Origin of the sequence: Seonamhaeicola aphaedonensis, assembly GCF_003386195.1 — a bacterium.
Classification (GTDB): Bacteria; Bacteroidota; Bacteroidia; order Flavobacteriales; family Flavobacteriaceae; genus Seonamhaeicola; species Seonamhaeicola aphaedonensis.
This window is the reverse complement of sequence record NZ_QRDX01000007.1, coordinates 51,867-66,476: the sequence shown is the minus strand read 5'-3', so window position 1 is coordinate 66,476 and position 14,610 is coordinate 51,867. Positions and strand designations below refer to the sequence as shown.

Sequence of the window (14,610 nt, the reverse complement as noted above, 5' to 3'; positions counted from 1 at the left end):
TAAGGTATTTATTAGGTGTTGTTAAACGGTTTGCAAGTATTTTCTAGACACAAAATTAAATCCGTAGTACAATACTCCTGCAAAAAAGAAATCACCAATTAAAGAGTTTCTAAAAAATGGAATGGCCAAAGTGTAACATTCAATTAAACCATCAAAAGTTTTAGGATATCCTAATAACCAAACACCAAAGTTTGTTATAATAAAAAAACTAACACTGCTTATTAAAATGGTTTTTAAATTCGTTTTTTTCGAGATAAAACCAATAAAGCTTACCAATATAAATGCTGCATAAACAAATAATGTTATACCAGAAAACCCCAAAATTAAGTCTGATAAAAACATTGCTGCAAGCGGCACTATGTATGCCAATGCTTTGTTTGAAAAGTAAGCCCCTGAAAAAAGCGCCATGGCCGTTATGGGAGTTACATTAGGTAAGTGAGGAAACAATCTAAAAATTGCCACTACCAAAACAAAGGCAATAAGAACTAATTGTTTTTTATTGAGAAATGAATCCATAACAGTGGTTTTAATTATGCATCAAAAATAATACTTATTAAACGAACAATAAAATAAAATTCAAATTAGATATTTTATTGCTGAAAACAACTTCTGTAATGTTGGTAAGTATTAACCATTATTAGGTTTTAATTTTGATTAAAACAATAAATCAAGAGGGATGTGTCTAATACCAAAACTTATATTGCAACAGCAATAATAATTCTAAATATTTTGGTGGGTTTTGAGTATTTAATTTTTAAATGACTAAGAAAAAGTAATTTATTTAGCTATAATGTTTTTTTAAAATTACTTTTACATCGAAATTTGGTTCTGTTCAATTTTAACTGAATGGATTAAAAGGGAATCTGGTGCGATTTTTATCAATTCCAGAGCTGTTCCCGCAACTGTAAGCTACAAAGCTTCATGTTAAACTTCTTGTCACTGAAGAGAAATCTTTGGGAAGACCAGCATGAAGACGCAAGTCAGGAGACCTGCCATTTTCACAACAAATAAGTTAAACTTTCGGGATAAAAGTTTGTGTTAGATAATCTACGCGATTCTCGATTAATTTTTATTAAATGAAAAAAACAAATGTTATTGGTATGCTGTGTGCTGGTGTATCAATGTTTGGATTTGCACAGGAACAATTGGCAGATTCAACCAAAGTAGAACAACTTGATGAAGTTGTGATATCAGATTCTCGTTTTGCCTTAAAACGTGAAAATTCTGGTAAAACTATTATTAAAATTTCAAGACAAGAGATTGAAAATAACCAAGGTAGAAGTATTTCTGAGCTCATAAATACTAAAAGTGGTATTGAGGTTAATGGAAGCCGAAGTGCTGCGGGACAAAACATTTCTAGTTTTGTCAGAGGCGGTAACAATAGACAAGTGTTGATATTGATTGATGGGATACAAGTAAATGATCCTTCATTAGTAAATAACGAATTCGATTTAAGGTTAATGGATTTAAATACTATTGAGTCCATTGAGATTATCAAAGGAGCTGCTAGTACACTTTATGGTAACGCTGCCGCCACAGCTGTTATTAACATCACCACAAAAAAAGTTTCAAAAGAAAAGATATCAGGAAATTTTTTGTCGGTTATGGGTACCAATCAAACCCAGGATGATTTAAATTATAATGGTGCAAGTTTTACAAACAATGTTTCTATTAACGGTACTCTAAACAAATTTACTTACACCACAAGTTTTGGTAATCATTATGTTGATGGATTGTCTGCTGCTAAATCTGAAACACCTGAAAAAGATCCTTTTTCTAGATATAACTTGAATTTGAAATTGGGTTATGAATTTTCTAAGGCTTTTGAATTATCAGCATATGCGAGCTTAGATAGATTTAAAACTGATATTGATGGGTTTCCACCTCCAAGCTTTGCGTTTGCAGATACTAATGATGAGTTTATATCGAAACAAAAAAGAGCAGGAGTTTCTTCAAAACTAACCTATAAGAGTGGAAGTTTTGAAATAAATGCCGCCTTTACCGAAATTAATAGAGAAACGATTTCGGCGTTTAGTTCAACAAACGAAGCAGAAAGTTATGTGGTTGATGCTTTTAATAAATATAGTTTTAATAATAAGTTTTATACTATTGTTGGTATAAATTATGGCGATTATATCAGCCTTTTTGCTGCTGAGGAGAGTTTTACAAATACCGATCCGTATTTAAACGTAGTGTATGTTTCAGATTATGGTTTAAACCTTAATGTTGGTGGCAGATTAAATAATCATAGCGAATACGGCTCTCATTTTGTTTATAGTTTAAACCCATCCTATATTTTTAATTTAAATGAGGGTTATTTCAAGATTTTGGGATCTTACGCTACGTCTTTTATAGCACCCAATTTATCACAGCTTTTTGGCTTTTTTGGAGCTAATCCAGATTTAGAGCCAGAAGAAAATATTACCGTTGAAGGTGGTTTAGAATTCAATACCAAAAAAGGTTTACGAGTTAATGCACTGTATTTTAATAGAAGTGAAGAAAACACTATTATCTACAACACAGGTTATGAAAATGCCACAACCGATGCCACAGTACATGGTTTTGAAATTGAAGCTCAGGTAAATTTAGTTGAAGACTTAACATTAGGTACTAACTATACATATACAGAATTAAAAGATGGTGTGCGATTAAGAATACCAAAACATAAAGCAAATGCGAGTGTAGGTTATGATATTTGTGAAAATACGTTTGCTTCTTTAAACTATCAATATGTTGGTGAGCGAACAGATACTAATTTTTCGACCTTTACAAATGAAGATTTAAGTGCTTTTTCTTTGGTAGATTTGTATTTCAGTCATAAATTTTTAAAGAATAAAGTAAAGGTGTTTGCTAATGTCACCAATGTATTTAATGAAGATTTTTTCGAAATTTTAGGATATACTACCAGAGGTAGAAATGTAAGTTTGGGTATGAATTTGAATTTGTAAAAAATATCTTTTGTCAACCAGAATTTATTTTAGTTTCTCATAAAATTCTGAAACTAACCCGATAGCTATAGGGAAAGAATTATACACATTATAAAGTCGCTATAATTTTGAATTCTAGCGACTTTTATTTAGGAAATAAATCACAGTACCAAATACCATAGTTGTTTGTATCATTATTGCAAACTGAATCATCGGCATTTGGGTTGTTGTACTCTCTGTATATCTTTTCTCCAATAATAAATTCTATGGGCTTCTTGAAGATAGGCCCATCAAAACAAAAGGTGTGAAATTCACCATTTTCTCCACAGGGATCTACTCCTTCGGGTAGGTGGTCAATAAAATTTTTGTCGATTATGGTACCTACAAAATCTTTATCAAAGTATTGTGAACGGGCACATACAATTATGGTTTTAAAACCTAAGTCCAAAAATTCATTTAATAATGCTTTGGTGTCACGTTTCCAAATGGGAAATACAGCTTCAAAACCTTGTTTTGCTAATTGGTTTTCTCTGTATTGTCTTAATTCTTCTAAAAAAATATCGCCAAAGGCGGCATGTGTAAAGCCATCGTGTTTTAACCTAAAAGCAGTTGCATTCATTTCTTGCTCATAAGTTTCCATATCTGGCATTTCAGGTAATTCAATTAAACTTGCGGTAATACCTATAGACTTGGTTTGAGCATATAAAAGTTCGTTTCTAAGTCCATGCATAGAAACCCTATTATAATGACCATTTACGGTTGTAATTAGTTCATTAACTACATAATCTTGATTTTGCAATAAGTAATATAAAGCTAAAGCAGAGTCTTTGCCTGTACTCCAGTTAAAGTAGGTTTTGTGTTTTTTCAAAGAAAGTTCATTTAGTCCATTATCATACCACCTTTATGAGTAATGAAATCGTTACTATCTTTAATAGGTTGTTTTAATCTTGGTAGAGATTCAAATTTTGTAAAATCAAATTTGGTGATGCCATTGGCTATTTCAGCTAGTGCTACTGCTAAAAATGGTTCGTTTTCATCACCAATAACACCATAGTTTAATCCATTTTCTCTAAATTCAATATCTGGTATTAAACCTGTATTTGGCACTTTAATACCATCTTTATTGACACCATCTGCTATAAGTGGTTGCATAGCATACGTATGATTGGGGTTAACTCCTTCTCGAGAAAAATCAGGGGAATCATAGAGCGTGATAGAGGCTTGTGTTTTACCTGTGGTAGTTGTACCTATTTGAATAACATCAATATATGGGTTTAAACCGTTTATGAGTCCTTCACTGGCAGATGCAGATCTTTGAGTTGTTAATACGTAAACTTTATTAAGACCTAAACTATTTATAGTAGAACCATCACTAATTTTATTTTCAAAATTGTAATCGGTATTCTCAAGAATACTGTTGCGTATAAGTCTAGTAAATAATTGACCAGTAAACTGTCCTGTAATCATACTGGCTAAAGAAGTCTCTATAGAAACGCGTCCGCCAGGGTTGTACCTTAAATCTAAAACTAAATGCTGTACATTATTGGATTTAAAACTACCAAATACCTCATTAAGTTCGTCATCATAACCAGGTGTGAATCCGTTAAACATTAAATAACCAACCTTTTCACCACCAACATCAAAAATTCCAGTTTCATAAATAGGATTTTCAGTGTAATCAGATTTTGTAAGTAAGACATTTTGATTGAGAGATTCTACGGTGTCATCACTATCATCCGGAGTGCCTTTATCATCGTAAGTACCTAGGTTTATTGTGTAAGATTGGGAATCAAATAAATTAAAATTGTTGTTTCCTGAAGCAGCATCAAAGAATAATTCTTCTCCATTAATTGCATAAAAAATATCACCACGTTTTATACCCTGTAAATCGGCATCAGAATTTGGTAAAACTAATCTAACCACTCCAAAAACACCATTTGTAGTGTTAGGCTCTGGAAACAGTGTGAATTCCATTCCATTGGTGCCAGTTATTCCTTGAAATTGCCTTTCAAGTTCAAAATAGTCATCAACCAACCAGCTAAACCTATCTACATTTTGCCTATCATATATGAGGCTTTCAAATAAATCAAACGGATCAGAAAACCCATTCAAGTAATCGGCGTATTCTGCATCGCTCGAAAACCTATCATTTGACAGTACCTCCACATTATCTTTATATAGGTAAAAAATACTCATACCCTTATATATGAAGTCATTTATCTCACTAGCTTGGACAATATTATCATCATTATCAGTAAAACAACCTGTTAAGCAAAAGGTTGTAAGGTACAGGATAAGGTACTTGAATTTTTTCATAAGGCAATTTTTAGTACTATAGATAGTCTAACAAACTCTAAATTTACTTACATTATTGCACAATAAAAAATTTTTGTAACAAATTAGAAAGTGGTTCGTCGTAATATCAAATAGCCCAAAAAAGCTATTAACTAAACCAAACCAAGAATGACTCAAACAGAGTTTTTAAATATTGTAATGCCTTTTAAAGATAAAGTGTATCGCTTAGCTAAACGATTACTAGTATCTACCGAAGAGGCTGAAGATGCAACTCAAGAGGTTCTGTTAAAATTATGGAATAATAAATCCAAAATTCATGAGTACAAAAATGTAGAGGCTTTTTCTATGACTATGACTAAGAATTTTTGTTATGATAAGTTAAAATCTAAACAAGCACAAAACTTAAAGATTGTTCATAGTAATTACGAAGAAAAGAATACACCTTTACAGAAGCAGGTTGAATTAAATGATAGTGTAAGTTGGGTGGGGAAAATAATAGAAGAATTGCCAGAACAACAGCGTATGATAATTCAACTTAGAGATATAGAAGCGTATGACTATGATGAGATTGCTAAAATGCTTAATATGAATAATACAGCTGTACGTGTAACCTTATCAAGGGCTAGAAAAACAATAAGAGAAAAATTAATTAAAACACATAATTATGGTTTTAGATAATATAGAAAAATTACTTGAAAAGTACGAGAACGGTGAAACTACACTAAAGGAAGAGGCACAGTTAAAAAACTATTTTTCTCAGAAAATTGTAGCGCCACATTTAGAAATGTATAAACCCATGTTTCAGTATTTTTTGGGAAATCAACAAGAACAGTTTACTAAAGACCTACCATTAAAACCTAAGAAGCGATTTAATTATAAATGGTTATCGGTTGCAGCAGTAGCGGTTCTTATGATAGGGTTTTATTTTACTACCTCTATTATTGATAACAATTGTAATGATTTAGGTACGTACTGTGAACCAGAAGAGGCTTTAGAGGAAGTTTCAAAGCAGCTAGCAATGATTTCAAATCATTTTAATAAAGGTGCTCAAGCCGTTGGATATTTAAATGAAGTTGATAAAGGGACAGCAACATTGGGATATTTAAACGAAATTGAGAATACTACAAAAATTATTTTCAAAAAGTAACAATCAAAAAACAAACAAAATGAATACAATAAAATTAAATACAGAAAAAATGAAAGCAAGATTAATAGTATTTGTAATGGCCATAATGTTAGTGCCATTTACGGGAATGGCTCAGAAAAATATTTTTGATAAATATAGTGATGATCCTAATGTAACGTATGTAAACATTAAGCCTAAAATGTTTCAAATGATAGCCAAAGTAGGTGTTGATACTTCTGATCCTGAAGCTAAGGCATTTATGGATATGGTGAAAAGTATCACCAGTTTTAAAACTATAGTAACTGATAATAAAGATATTTCTTCGGATATCTCTAAATGGGTAAAATCTCGATCTAGTTCTTTAGAAGAATTAATGGAAGTTAGAGATGATGGAAGTGAAGTGAAATTCTATGTTAAAGAAGGTAGAGATGCTGATCATGTAGAGGAACTTTTGATCTTTGTAAATGGTATTGATAAACATATAGATGACAAAATTCAGATAAATGGGAAAGAACGAAAAATAGAAACGGTAGTTGTATCGTTTACTGGTGACATTGATTTGAATGAAATCTCGAAGCTTACAGAAAAAATGAACATTCCTGCAGGAGAACACCTAGATAAAAACAAATAAAATTTATATCATCAATCATGCAACGAACAATTCAATATATATTATACACCATTTTAACCACAGTTTTATTTGTAAGCTGTGGTGATGGTGTTAGTTTACAACGGTATTATGTAGATAATCAGGAAACAAAAAACTTCATAACTCAAGATATTCCCATATCGATGGTAGAAATAGATAAATCTAATTTCACAAAAGAACAAGAAGAGGCTTACAATTCTGTGAAAAGGCTAAATTTTTTGGGCTATAAAACTTCAGAAAACGATTTGGAAACTTATAATTCTGAATTAGCTAAAGTTAAAACCATTTTAAGTAATGAGAAGTACAATGATTTAATAGATGTTAGCGATAGAGGAAGAAAGATGACCGTAAAGTATGTAGGTACCGATGAAGCGGCCGAAGAAATTATTGTATTTGGAAGTGCAAAAGAAATGGGATTTGCTATTGTTAGAGTATTGGGAGATGGTATGAACCCTGAAAAAATGGGAGTTTTGATACACAGTTTACAAAATGCTAACGTTAATGAAAACCAATTACAAGATATTATGAGTTTTTTTAAGTAGAAACTTTTAAGAATAATTAATTTGGAGAAGCTTGTCTAAATCACAGACAAGCTTTTTTATTGTTCTAATTCTTCTTCTTTATTAAAAAATGATTTTGCTACAACCAAATTTATTATAATTGCTAAAAATGTAATGGTGAGAAGCGTCAAGATTATAAAGTTGTCTAGGATATCAAGTACTCCAGCAACAAAAATACCAACGACCATAAACCCACAAAGTATTAAAGATTGTTTGTCTGTTAGCATATAAATTAAACTCCTGTATAGTTACTAGGTGTAATACGTTTCAGTTCGTCTTTTATTGTATTAGATACCTCTAAAGTATCAATAAAATTTGAAATGGAATTTTTGTTTATAGCTTCATTGGTTCTTGTTAGTCCTTTTAGAGCCTCATAGGGGTTAGGGTAGCCTTCTCGTCGTAAAATAGTTTGAATGGCTTCAGCCACAACGGCCCAATTATTTTCTAAATCTTGAGCAAATTTGGTTTCGTTCAGAAGTAATTTATTTAATCCTTTCAAAGTGGCTTTAAATCCTATAATGGTATGTCCAAACGGAACGCCAACATTACGTAAAACCGTACTATCTGTTAAATCACGCTGTAGTCTTGAAATGGGTAATTTAGCCGATAGATGTTCAAAAATGGCGTTGGCAATTCCTAAGTTTCCTTCACTATTTTCAAAATCAATTGGATTCACTTTATGAGGCATTGCCGAACTCCCAACTTCCCCCTTTTTTATTTTTTGTTTGAAGTAATCCATAGAAACATAAGTCCAAACATCACGGTCTAAATCAATTAGAATGGTGTTGATTCGTTTTAAACAATCAAATAAAGCAGCCATATGGTCATAGTGCTCAATTTGCGTTGTTGGAAACGAGTGGTGAAGCCCTAACTTTTCTTGAACAAAAGTCTTTCCAAAAGCTTTCCAATCAATATCAGGATATGCTACATGATGTGCGTTAAAATTTCCTGTAGCACCACCAAATTTAGCAGCACTTGGTATATCGTTCAATAAATTAAACTGCTCTTCTAAACGGGTAACAAATACCGCTAGTTCTTTACCCAAACGGCTTGGAGAGGCTGGTTGCCCATGTGTTCTTGCCAACATAGGAACATCTTTCCACTCCTCAACCAATTCCTTTAGTTTTTGAAGTACGGTAAAATATTCGGGAACATAAACCTCGTTCATTGCTTCCTTGATACTTAAAGGAATCGCTGTATTGTTAATATCTTGTGAGGTTAACCCAAAGTGAATAAATTCCTTGTGTTTAGATAATCCTAGTGTGTCAAACTTTTCTTTTATAAAATATTCAACAGCTTTAACATCGTGGTTGGTTACACTTTCTATCTTTTTAATTGCCAGTGCATCCTCTGCAGAAAACTCTTTATAAATAGCTCTTAAATCATCAAAAATGTTGTGGTCAACATCTGAAAGTTGAGGTAAAGGCAATTCGCAAAGCGCAATAAAATATTCAATTTCAATTAAAACTCTATATTTTATAAGAGCTTCTTCAGAAAAGAAAGATGCTAATTCACTGGCTTTACTTCTGTAGCGTCCGTCAATAGGAGAGATGGCATTTAAAACAGATAATGACATATTTTTAAGTGATTTTTTAGAAGATGCAAAGATAAGTTTTTTAAAAAGAAGACAGAAGCTTAAAAACCGAAGTTTTTAATTAATCTCGTTTTAGTTTTTTGAGAATATGTCTTGCCCTAGCTTTAAAACCAGAACTTTGCATTTGGAAATCACGCTCAAGGATGAGAACCAATTCTGGGTGTACCCAATCGTACTCTTTGCCAAGTATAAAAAGGGTATTCATCGCGTAGGCTTTAGGTGCTATTTTTTCGTCATTAATCATATAATCAAAACAGGTTTCAATTATACGTTCTTTGTGAATTGAGGTTAGTACTGTTTTTATTTTATTGTCATTTTTCGAAGTATATGCTTTAGCCATAAGTTCACAAATTTTAGCTACAGGCCTCACTGCAGAATCTATATGAACTTTATGCATGTTTTCGGTAAATTGATTTATATAGGGAATAATATTTTCAATATTATCTGAACACATAAACTCAAAAACCCAAGCAGCCCTAGGGGATAATTTATCATTAACTTTAAAAAGAATATCTAGTAGTTTTGGTACTAAATCAGGATTTTTAATTAACAAATTAGCATAGTAGGTACGTTTTTCACGAGAGTGATTTACGTAGTTTAATTCTTTATAAAGATCATCGGTAGTCAAATCGTTTTCTTATTTTTATAAACTTAAAAATATTAAAAATGAAGATTATAAAAAAGCTGCTATTACTACTTGTAATAGCTTTTATTATTGCACAATTTTTTAGACCTGAGAAGAATACTGGAGACTTAGCATCTATAGAACCTTTTTTAGCAGAAACCAAGCCACCTGAAGATGTAAAATTAATATTGAAAGAGGCCTGCTTTGATTGTCACAGCAATGTTACTAGATATCCATGGTATAATAATATAACTCCAGTTAATTTTTGGTTAAAAAACCATATAGATCATGGTAAAAAACATTTTAATATATCAAAATGGGAAGGGAATTCGGTAAAAAGAAAAGACCATAAGTTTGAAGAACTTATAGAAATGGTTGAAGAGAAAAGTATGCCATTGAACTCTTATACATGGACACATTCTGAGGCTAAATTAACTGATGCCCAAACAAGCTCTGTAGTAGAATGGGCAAAAAAAGTACGGTTAATGTATGATTTCAAACCAAAGCCAGAATAAAAAGTCCAATTTTATAAACGAACTTCAAATTCCTAAAATTTAAATTAGGAACCTAAAATTAATGGGTAATCTTTTAGTATGAAAAAGAAACTTTTAATTATTGGTTTTGTATGGCCCGAACCCAAAAGTTCAGCTGCAGGAAGTAGGATGATGCAACTCATAGAAATGTTTCAATTTGAAGGGTATCAGATTACTTTTGCCAGTTCGTGTTCTAAGTTGGAAAATGCTTTTAATATTGAAAGTATTGGGGTTTCTAAGGTGCCAATAAAATTAAACGATTCTAGTTTTGATGATTTTATTGAAGAACTCCAACCTAATGTGGTCCTCTTTGATAGATTTATGATTGAAGAACAGTATGGATGGCGTGTTGCAGAAAAATGTCCGAAAGCCATAAGAATTTTGGATACAGAGGATTTACATTGTTTAAGAAAAGGAAGGCATCAAGCCTTAAAGGATAATGTGCCGTTTAATAAAGCATATTTGTTTAATGATACTGCAAAGCGTGAAATAGCAAGTATTTACAGATGTGATTTGAGTTTGATTATCTCTGAAATTGAAATGGAATTCCTTTTAAACGATTTTGGAGTAGATAAATCACTTTTGGTGTATTTACCTTTTATGCTTGATAATATTTCTTCCGAGGTCACTGATAAGTTACCAACTTACCAAGAAAGAAAACATTTTGTTACTATTGGTAATTTTCTACATGAGCCCAATTATCATGCTGTATTATACTTAAAGCAGCATATTTGGCACTTGATAAGAAAGGAAATTCCAGATGCTCAAATGCATGTTTATGGGGCTTATGCTTCGCTAAAGGTTAATCAGCTTCATAATTCTAAAGAGGGTTTTATTATTAATGGTTTTACAGAAAGTGCTGATAATATATTACAACAAGCAAGAGTGTGTTTAGCGCCTTTACAGTTTGGTGCGGGTTTAAAAGGTAAGTTGTTTGATGCTATGAAAAACGGTACACCAAGTATAACAACAACTGTTGGGGCCGAAGGTATATTTGGAGCATTATCTCCTAATGGTTTTATTGAGAATAATCCAGAAACTTTTGCATATAAAGCAGTTGAATTGTATTCTATTAAAAAGCAGTGGATAGAAAAGCAACGTAATGGTTTTAGGGTTATCAATACTAGGTTTAACAAGGCACATTTTCAGAAAGCATTTTTGGAGCAATTATTATCGCTGCAACAGGAACTTCATGACCGAAGACTTAATAATTTTACGGGACAAATGCTTCAACATCACACAATGCAGAGTACCAAGTTTATGAGTAAGTGGATAGAGGCAAAGAATAATTAATGTATGTTAATGAATAATCAGCAACGTTTTTTTGAAAATGATTTTCAAAAAATAGCATTTGATTTACCCGATGCTGATATTGTTTTGTATAATAGTTTTTTTTCTGAAGAAGAAGCCAATAAACTTTTCAAAAGTTTGCAAGATTCTATTCAATGGCAACAAGACCAAATTAAATTTTATGGAAAAACATTTAATGTGCCTAGGCTTTCAGCTTTATACGGTTATGAAGGTAAATCATATACCTATTCTGGAATAACCATGAATCCACATTTGTGGACCTCCGATTTATTACAAATTAAAAATCGAATAGAAACCATTGCAGGAATGGAGTTTACCTCATGCTTATTAAATTATTATCGCGATGGAAATGATGGTAATAATTGGCATCAGGATAATGAAAAGGAGTTAGGTGAAAACCCGATAATTGGTTCAGTTTCTTTCGGTGAAACAAGACCATTTCAACTAAAACACATATTTAAGAAAGAGTTAAAGAAAGTTGATGTACCATTATCTCATGGTAGTTTTTTATTAATGAAAGGAACAACACAACATTTCTGGAAACATAAAATACCTAAAACGTCTAAAGTTATAAATCCAAGAATAAACCTAACTTTTAGAGTCATTAAAAACTAATTACTGCCATGTTATTTTTTAAAAATCTAAAAAGATTATTTGCATTTTTTTTAATATAGTAAGCAAATCGGGATAGATATTTAACTATCAAAATGAATTGATTAAAAATATGTTTCAATCATTTGTTTAACTCCAATAGTAGCGGATTTAGCTATCACAGTTAAATTCTCTTTGTTTAAAAAAGCTGGTTTTGGGTCTATAAAATATATTGGAGTGTCTTTTGGTACATAGTGTATTAATCCGGCGGCTGGATATACTTGCATTGAAGTACCAATAATTACCAAAATCTCAGCGCTATTACAAATATCAATAGCTTTGCTCATCATGGGAACATCTTCACCAAACCAAACAATATGCGGTCTAAGCTGATAGCCTTTGCTACATAAATCACCTAAAACTAAATCTGATTTCCATTCTTGAATATCATCCTCGATATAGGTGCTACGCACTTTTAAAAGTTCTCCATGTAAATGCAGCACATGAGTACTTCCAGCACGTTCATGTAAATCATCAATATTTTGGGTTATTATACTTACGTTATATTTTTCTTCCAATTTCACCAAATCATAATGTGCCGCGTTTGGTTCAACCTCAAGTAATTGTCGTCTTCTTTGGTTATAAAATTCCAATACTAATTTGGGGTTTGCTTCAAAGCCTTGTGGTGTCGCTACTTGGGTTACATCATGTCCTTCCCATAATCCATCGACATCTCTAAAGGTTTTTAAACCACTTTCGGAACTCATACCAGCTCCTGTAAGGACTACTATATGTTTTTTGTTACTCATCGCCTAATAAATCCGGACGTCTTTCTTTGGTGCGCTGGAAGGCTTGTTCTTCCCGCCATTTTTCAATTTCAGGAAGATTACCACTAAATAGTAACTCAGGTACTTTCCATCCTTTGTAGTCTCTAGGTTTGGTATAAATTGGAGGTGCTAACAAGTTATCCTGAAAAGAATCTGTTAATGCAGAGGTTTCATTACCTAAAACACCAGGAATTAATCTAATAACAGCATCACAAAGAACAGCTGCTCCCAATTCTCCTCCAGATAGCACATAATCGCCTATAGAAATTTCTCTAGTTATAAAATAATCTCGAACTCTTTGATCTACACCTTTATAATGTCCACAAAGAATAATAATATTTTCTTTAAGAGATATTTGATTCGCTATGCCTTGATTGAGCGTTTCTCCATCAGGTGTCATATAAATAACTTCGTTATAGTTGCGTTCAGTTTTAAGCTTTGATATACATTTATCAATAGGCTCAATCATCATGACCATCCCAGCACCTCCACCAAATTGGTAATCATCTACAGATTTGTAATTATTAGATGAGTAGTCTCTTAAATTATGAATATGTAATTCAACCAAACCGGCATCAATAGCACGTTTTAGAATAGAAGCTTCAAAGGGACTTTTGAGTAATTCTGGTAAAACAGTAATGATATCTATACGCATAATATGTCTTTGTTGTACAAAGATAATTTAATTGAATTTTATTTTATTTGAAGTTGAAGTTAATTCATAAAAAAGCCGCTTACTAATAGCGGCTTTGATAAAAAGTTTATTTACAAGTAAATCAAATACCTTTTTGCTTGTTTATTTCGTCTTGTAATTGACGTCTAACTTTTTGCTCGCGTTCTAAAGCAACTCTTCTATGTTCATCAAATTCCTCTTCAATTTCAGCAAGATTTCGTTTAGCTTGTTTTGTGATAGCATTACTATTTCTAAATTTGTAGATATATAAGATTAATAATGCTAACAACGCAGCAATAATAGCCCACATGAGCATATTGTAATTAGTTTTGCTCATTAGTAAACCAAATAAGGCCATACTATCCTTTTCTGTATTGGTTTTATCTAAATCGTTTTGTGTATTTGTGAGTTTTGACTTTAGATCTAAAATCTCTTTAGCTTGATTATCAACAACAGCCTTAGTATCATTTAAATCTTTTCTAATGGTTTTAAGTGAATCTAAAGTATGTGCTTTTAATGCGAATAACCATGACTGCTTAACTGCTTCATATGCTTGACCATTGGTACCTTTGAAGTTTCCAGATTTTCTAATTAGAAATTCAAATTGATCATTTATAGAGCCCTCATTAATAGATTCTATATTTGTTTCTTGAGCAAGTGTGATTTTTGTAGAGAAGAATAATAAGAATATTAAAATCGATATTTTTAATGATTTCATATTGGGGTTTATTTATGGTGGTTGTTTCGTTTTATACGAAGTTATAAAATTTATATCACAAAAAAGCCTTACTTAGTAAAGCTTTAGTATATACGGTTAGAAATGGTTTTTGGATTCAGTTTTTTTACAATAAGGTAAATGTCTTACTCTCCTAATATATTTAACAAACTTCATTGTTTGA

Annotated in this window: 17 protein-coding genes and 1 riboswitch; of the genes, 8 read left to right on the top strand and 9 right to left on the bottom strand. The window is 31.7% G+C overall.

Features of this window, described 5'->3' with window-relative positions:
- Window positions 1-21: 21 nt before the first annotated feature.
- Window positions 22-516 (bottom strand): DUF6580 family putative transport protein, encoded by a 495-nt coding sequence (locus DFQ02_RS11960; protein WP_116524676.1) that lies wholly within the window; start codon window positions 514-516, stop codon window positions 22-24.
- A 290-nt stretch (window positions 517-806) separates the two neighbouring features.
- A riboswitch (cobalamin riboswitch) is annotated at window positions 807-1,011 on the top strand.
- 65 nt (window positions 1,012-1,076) lie between these two features.
- Here DFQ02_RS11960 and DFQ02_RS11955 point away from each other — a divergent pair.
- Window positions 1,077-2,948 carry a TonB-dependent receptor plug domain-containing protein gene (locus DFQ02_RS11955; RefSeq protein WP_116524675.1) on the top strand — a complete coding sequence of 624 codons (1,872 nt, stop codon included), beginning with the start codon at window positions 1,077-1,079 and terminating at the stop codon, window positions 2,946-2,948.
- A 124-nt stretch (window positions 2,949-3,072) separates the two neighbouring features.
- On the opposite strand, the gene DFQ02_RS11950 is transcribed toward DFQ02_RS11955, so the two are convergent.
- Both DFQ02_RS11950 and DFQ02_RS11945 read right to left on the bottom strand, forming a co-directional pair.
- A complete protein-coding gene (locus tag DFQ02_RS11950) occupies window positions 3,073-3,795 on the bottom strand; it encodes a Dph6-related ATP pyrophosphatase (RefSeq protein ID WP_116524674.1) in 723 nt (240 codons plus the stop codon).
- An 11-nt stretch (window positions 3,796-3,806) separates the two neighbouring features.
- Window positions 3,807-5,243: a S41 family peptidase gene (locus DFQ02_RS11945; RefSeq protein WP_116524673.1), complete on the bottom strand. Its 1,437-nt coding sequence runs from the start codon at window positions 5,241-5,243 to the stop codon at window positions 3,807-3,809.
- Window positions 5,244-5,390: 147 nt separating this feature from the next.
- Here DFQ02_RS11945 and DFQ02_RS11940 point away from each other — a divergent pair, with 147 nt between their 5' ends.
- From DFQ02_RS11940 to DFQ02_RS11925, 4 genes are read left to right on the top strand one after another with little or no spacing between them, the layout of a single operon-like run.
- Entirely contained in the window at window positions 5,391-5,900 is a 510-nt protein-coding gene (locus tag DFQ02_RS11940) for an RNA polymerase sigma factor (RefSeq protein WP_116524672.1), read from the top strand.
- Window positions 5,887-6,369, top strand: coding sequence for a hypothetical protein (locus tag DFQ02_RS11935; RefSeq protein WP_116524671.1), 483 nt, complete (start codon window positions 5,887-5,889; stop codon window positions 6,367-6,369). Before DFQ02_RS11940 ends, DFQ02_RS11935 begins: the two co-directional genes overlap by 14 nt.
- A 19-nt stretch (window positions 6,370-6,388) precedes the next feature.
- On the top strand, window positions 6,389-6,979 hold the full coding sequence (locus DFQ02_RS11930) for a DUF4252 domain-containing protein (protein ID WP_245940261.1): 591 nt from the start codon (window positions 6,389-6,391) through the stop codon (window positions 6,977-6,979).
- A gap of 17 nt (window positions 6,980-6,996) precedes the next feature.
- The gene (locus tag DFQ02_RS11925) at window positions 6,997-7,539 is read left to right on the top strand and encodes a DUF4252 domain-containing protein (RefSeq protein WP_116524670.1); all 543 of its coding nucleotides are present in this window, start codon (window positions 6,997-6,999) and stop codon (window positions 7,537-7,539) included.
- Between the two features lie 56 nt (window positions 7,540-7,595).
- Here DFQ02_RS11925 and DFQ02_RS15060 read toward each other — a convergent pair whose 3' ends face one another.
- From DFQ02_RS15060 to DFQ02_RS11915, 3 genes are all read right to left on the bottom strand, one after another.
- A complete protein-coding gene (locus tag DFQ02_RS15060; protein ID WP_147297771.1) occupies window positions 7,596-7,784 on the bottom strand; it encodes a hypothetical protein in 189 nt (62 codons plus the stop codon).
- Between the two features lie 5 nt (window positions 7,785-7,789).
- Window positions 7,790-9,133: an adenylosuccinate lyase gene (gene purB / locus DFQ02_RS11920; RefSeq protein ID WP_116524669.1), complete on the bottom strand. Its 1,344-nt coding sequence runs from the start codon at window positions 9,131-9,133 to the stop codon at window positions 7,790-7,792.
- A 79-nt stretch (window positions 9,134-9,212) separates the two neighbouring features.
- A complete protein-coding gene (locus tag DFQ02_RS11915; RefSeq protein WP_116524668.1) occupies window positions 9,213-9,779 on the bottom strand; it encodes an adenylosuccinate lyase in 567 nt (188 codons plus the stop codon).
- A gap of 38 nt (window positions 9,780-9,817) precedes the next feature.
- Between DFQ02_RS11915 and DFQ02_RS11910 the strand changes: the two genes are divergently transcribed.
- From DFQ02_RS11910 to DFQ02_RS11900, 3 genes are all read left to right on the top strand, one after another.
- Window positions 9,818-10,291: a heme-binding domain-containing protein gene (locus tag DFQ02_RS11910; RefSeq protein ID WP_116524667.1), complete on the top strand. Its 474-nt coding sequence runs from the start codon at window positions 9,818-9,820 to the stop codon at window positions 10,289-10,291.
- A 78-nt stretch (window positions 10,292-10,369) separates the two neighbouring features.
- Complete coding sequence (locus DFQ02_RS11905; protein ID WP_116524666.1) at window positions 10,370-11,602, top strand: glycosyltransferase family 4 protein; 1,233 nt, start codon at window positions 10,370-10,372, stop codon at window positions 11,600-11,602.
- Between the two features lie 9 nt (window positions 11,603-11,611).
- Entirely contained in the window at window positions 11,612-12,235 is a 624-nt protein-coding gene (locus tag DFQ02_RS11900; protein WP_220340278.1) for an alpha-ketoglutarate-dependent dioxygenase AlkB family protein, read from the top strand.
- Window positions 12,236-12,336: 101 nt separating this feature from the next.
- Here the strand turns inward: DFQ02_RS11900 and DFQ02_RS11895 are convergent, their stop codons facing one another.
- From DFQ02_RS11895 to DFQ02_RS11885, 3 genes are all read right to left on the bottom strand, one after another.
- A complete protein-coding gene (locus DFQ02_RS11895; RefSeq protein WP_116524664.1) occupies window positions 12,337-13,020 on the bottom strand; it encodes an SIR2 family NAD-dependent protein deacylase in 684 nt (227 codons plus the stop codon).
- Entirely contained in the window at window positions 13,013-13,693 is a 681-nt protein-coding gene (trmD, locus tag DFQ02_RS11890) for a tRNA (guanosine(37)-N1)-methyltransferase TrmD (RefSeq protein WP_116524663.1), read from the bottom strand. The genes DFQ02_RS11895 and trmD overlap by 8 nt, the downstream gene beginning before the upstream one ends.
- Window positions 13,694-13,814: 121 nt before the next feature.
- Entirely contained in the window at window positions 13,815-14,429 is a 615-nt protein-coding gene (locus DFQ02_RS11885) for a tRNA (guanine-N1)-methyltransferase (protein WP_116524662.1), read from the bottom strand.
- Window positions 14,430-14,610: the final 181 nt, after the last annotated feature.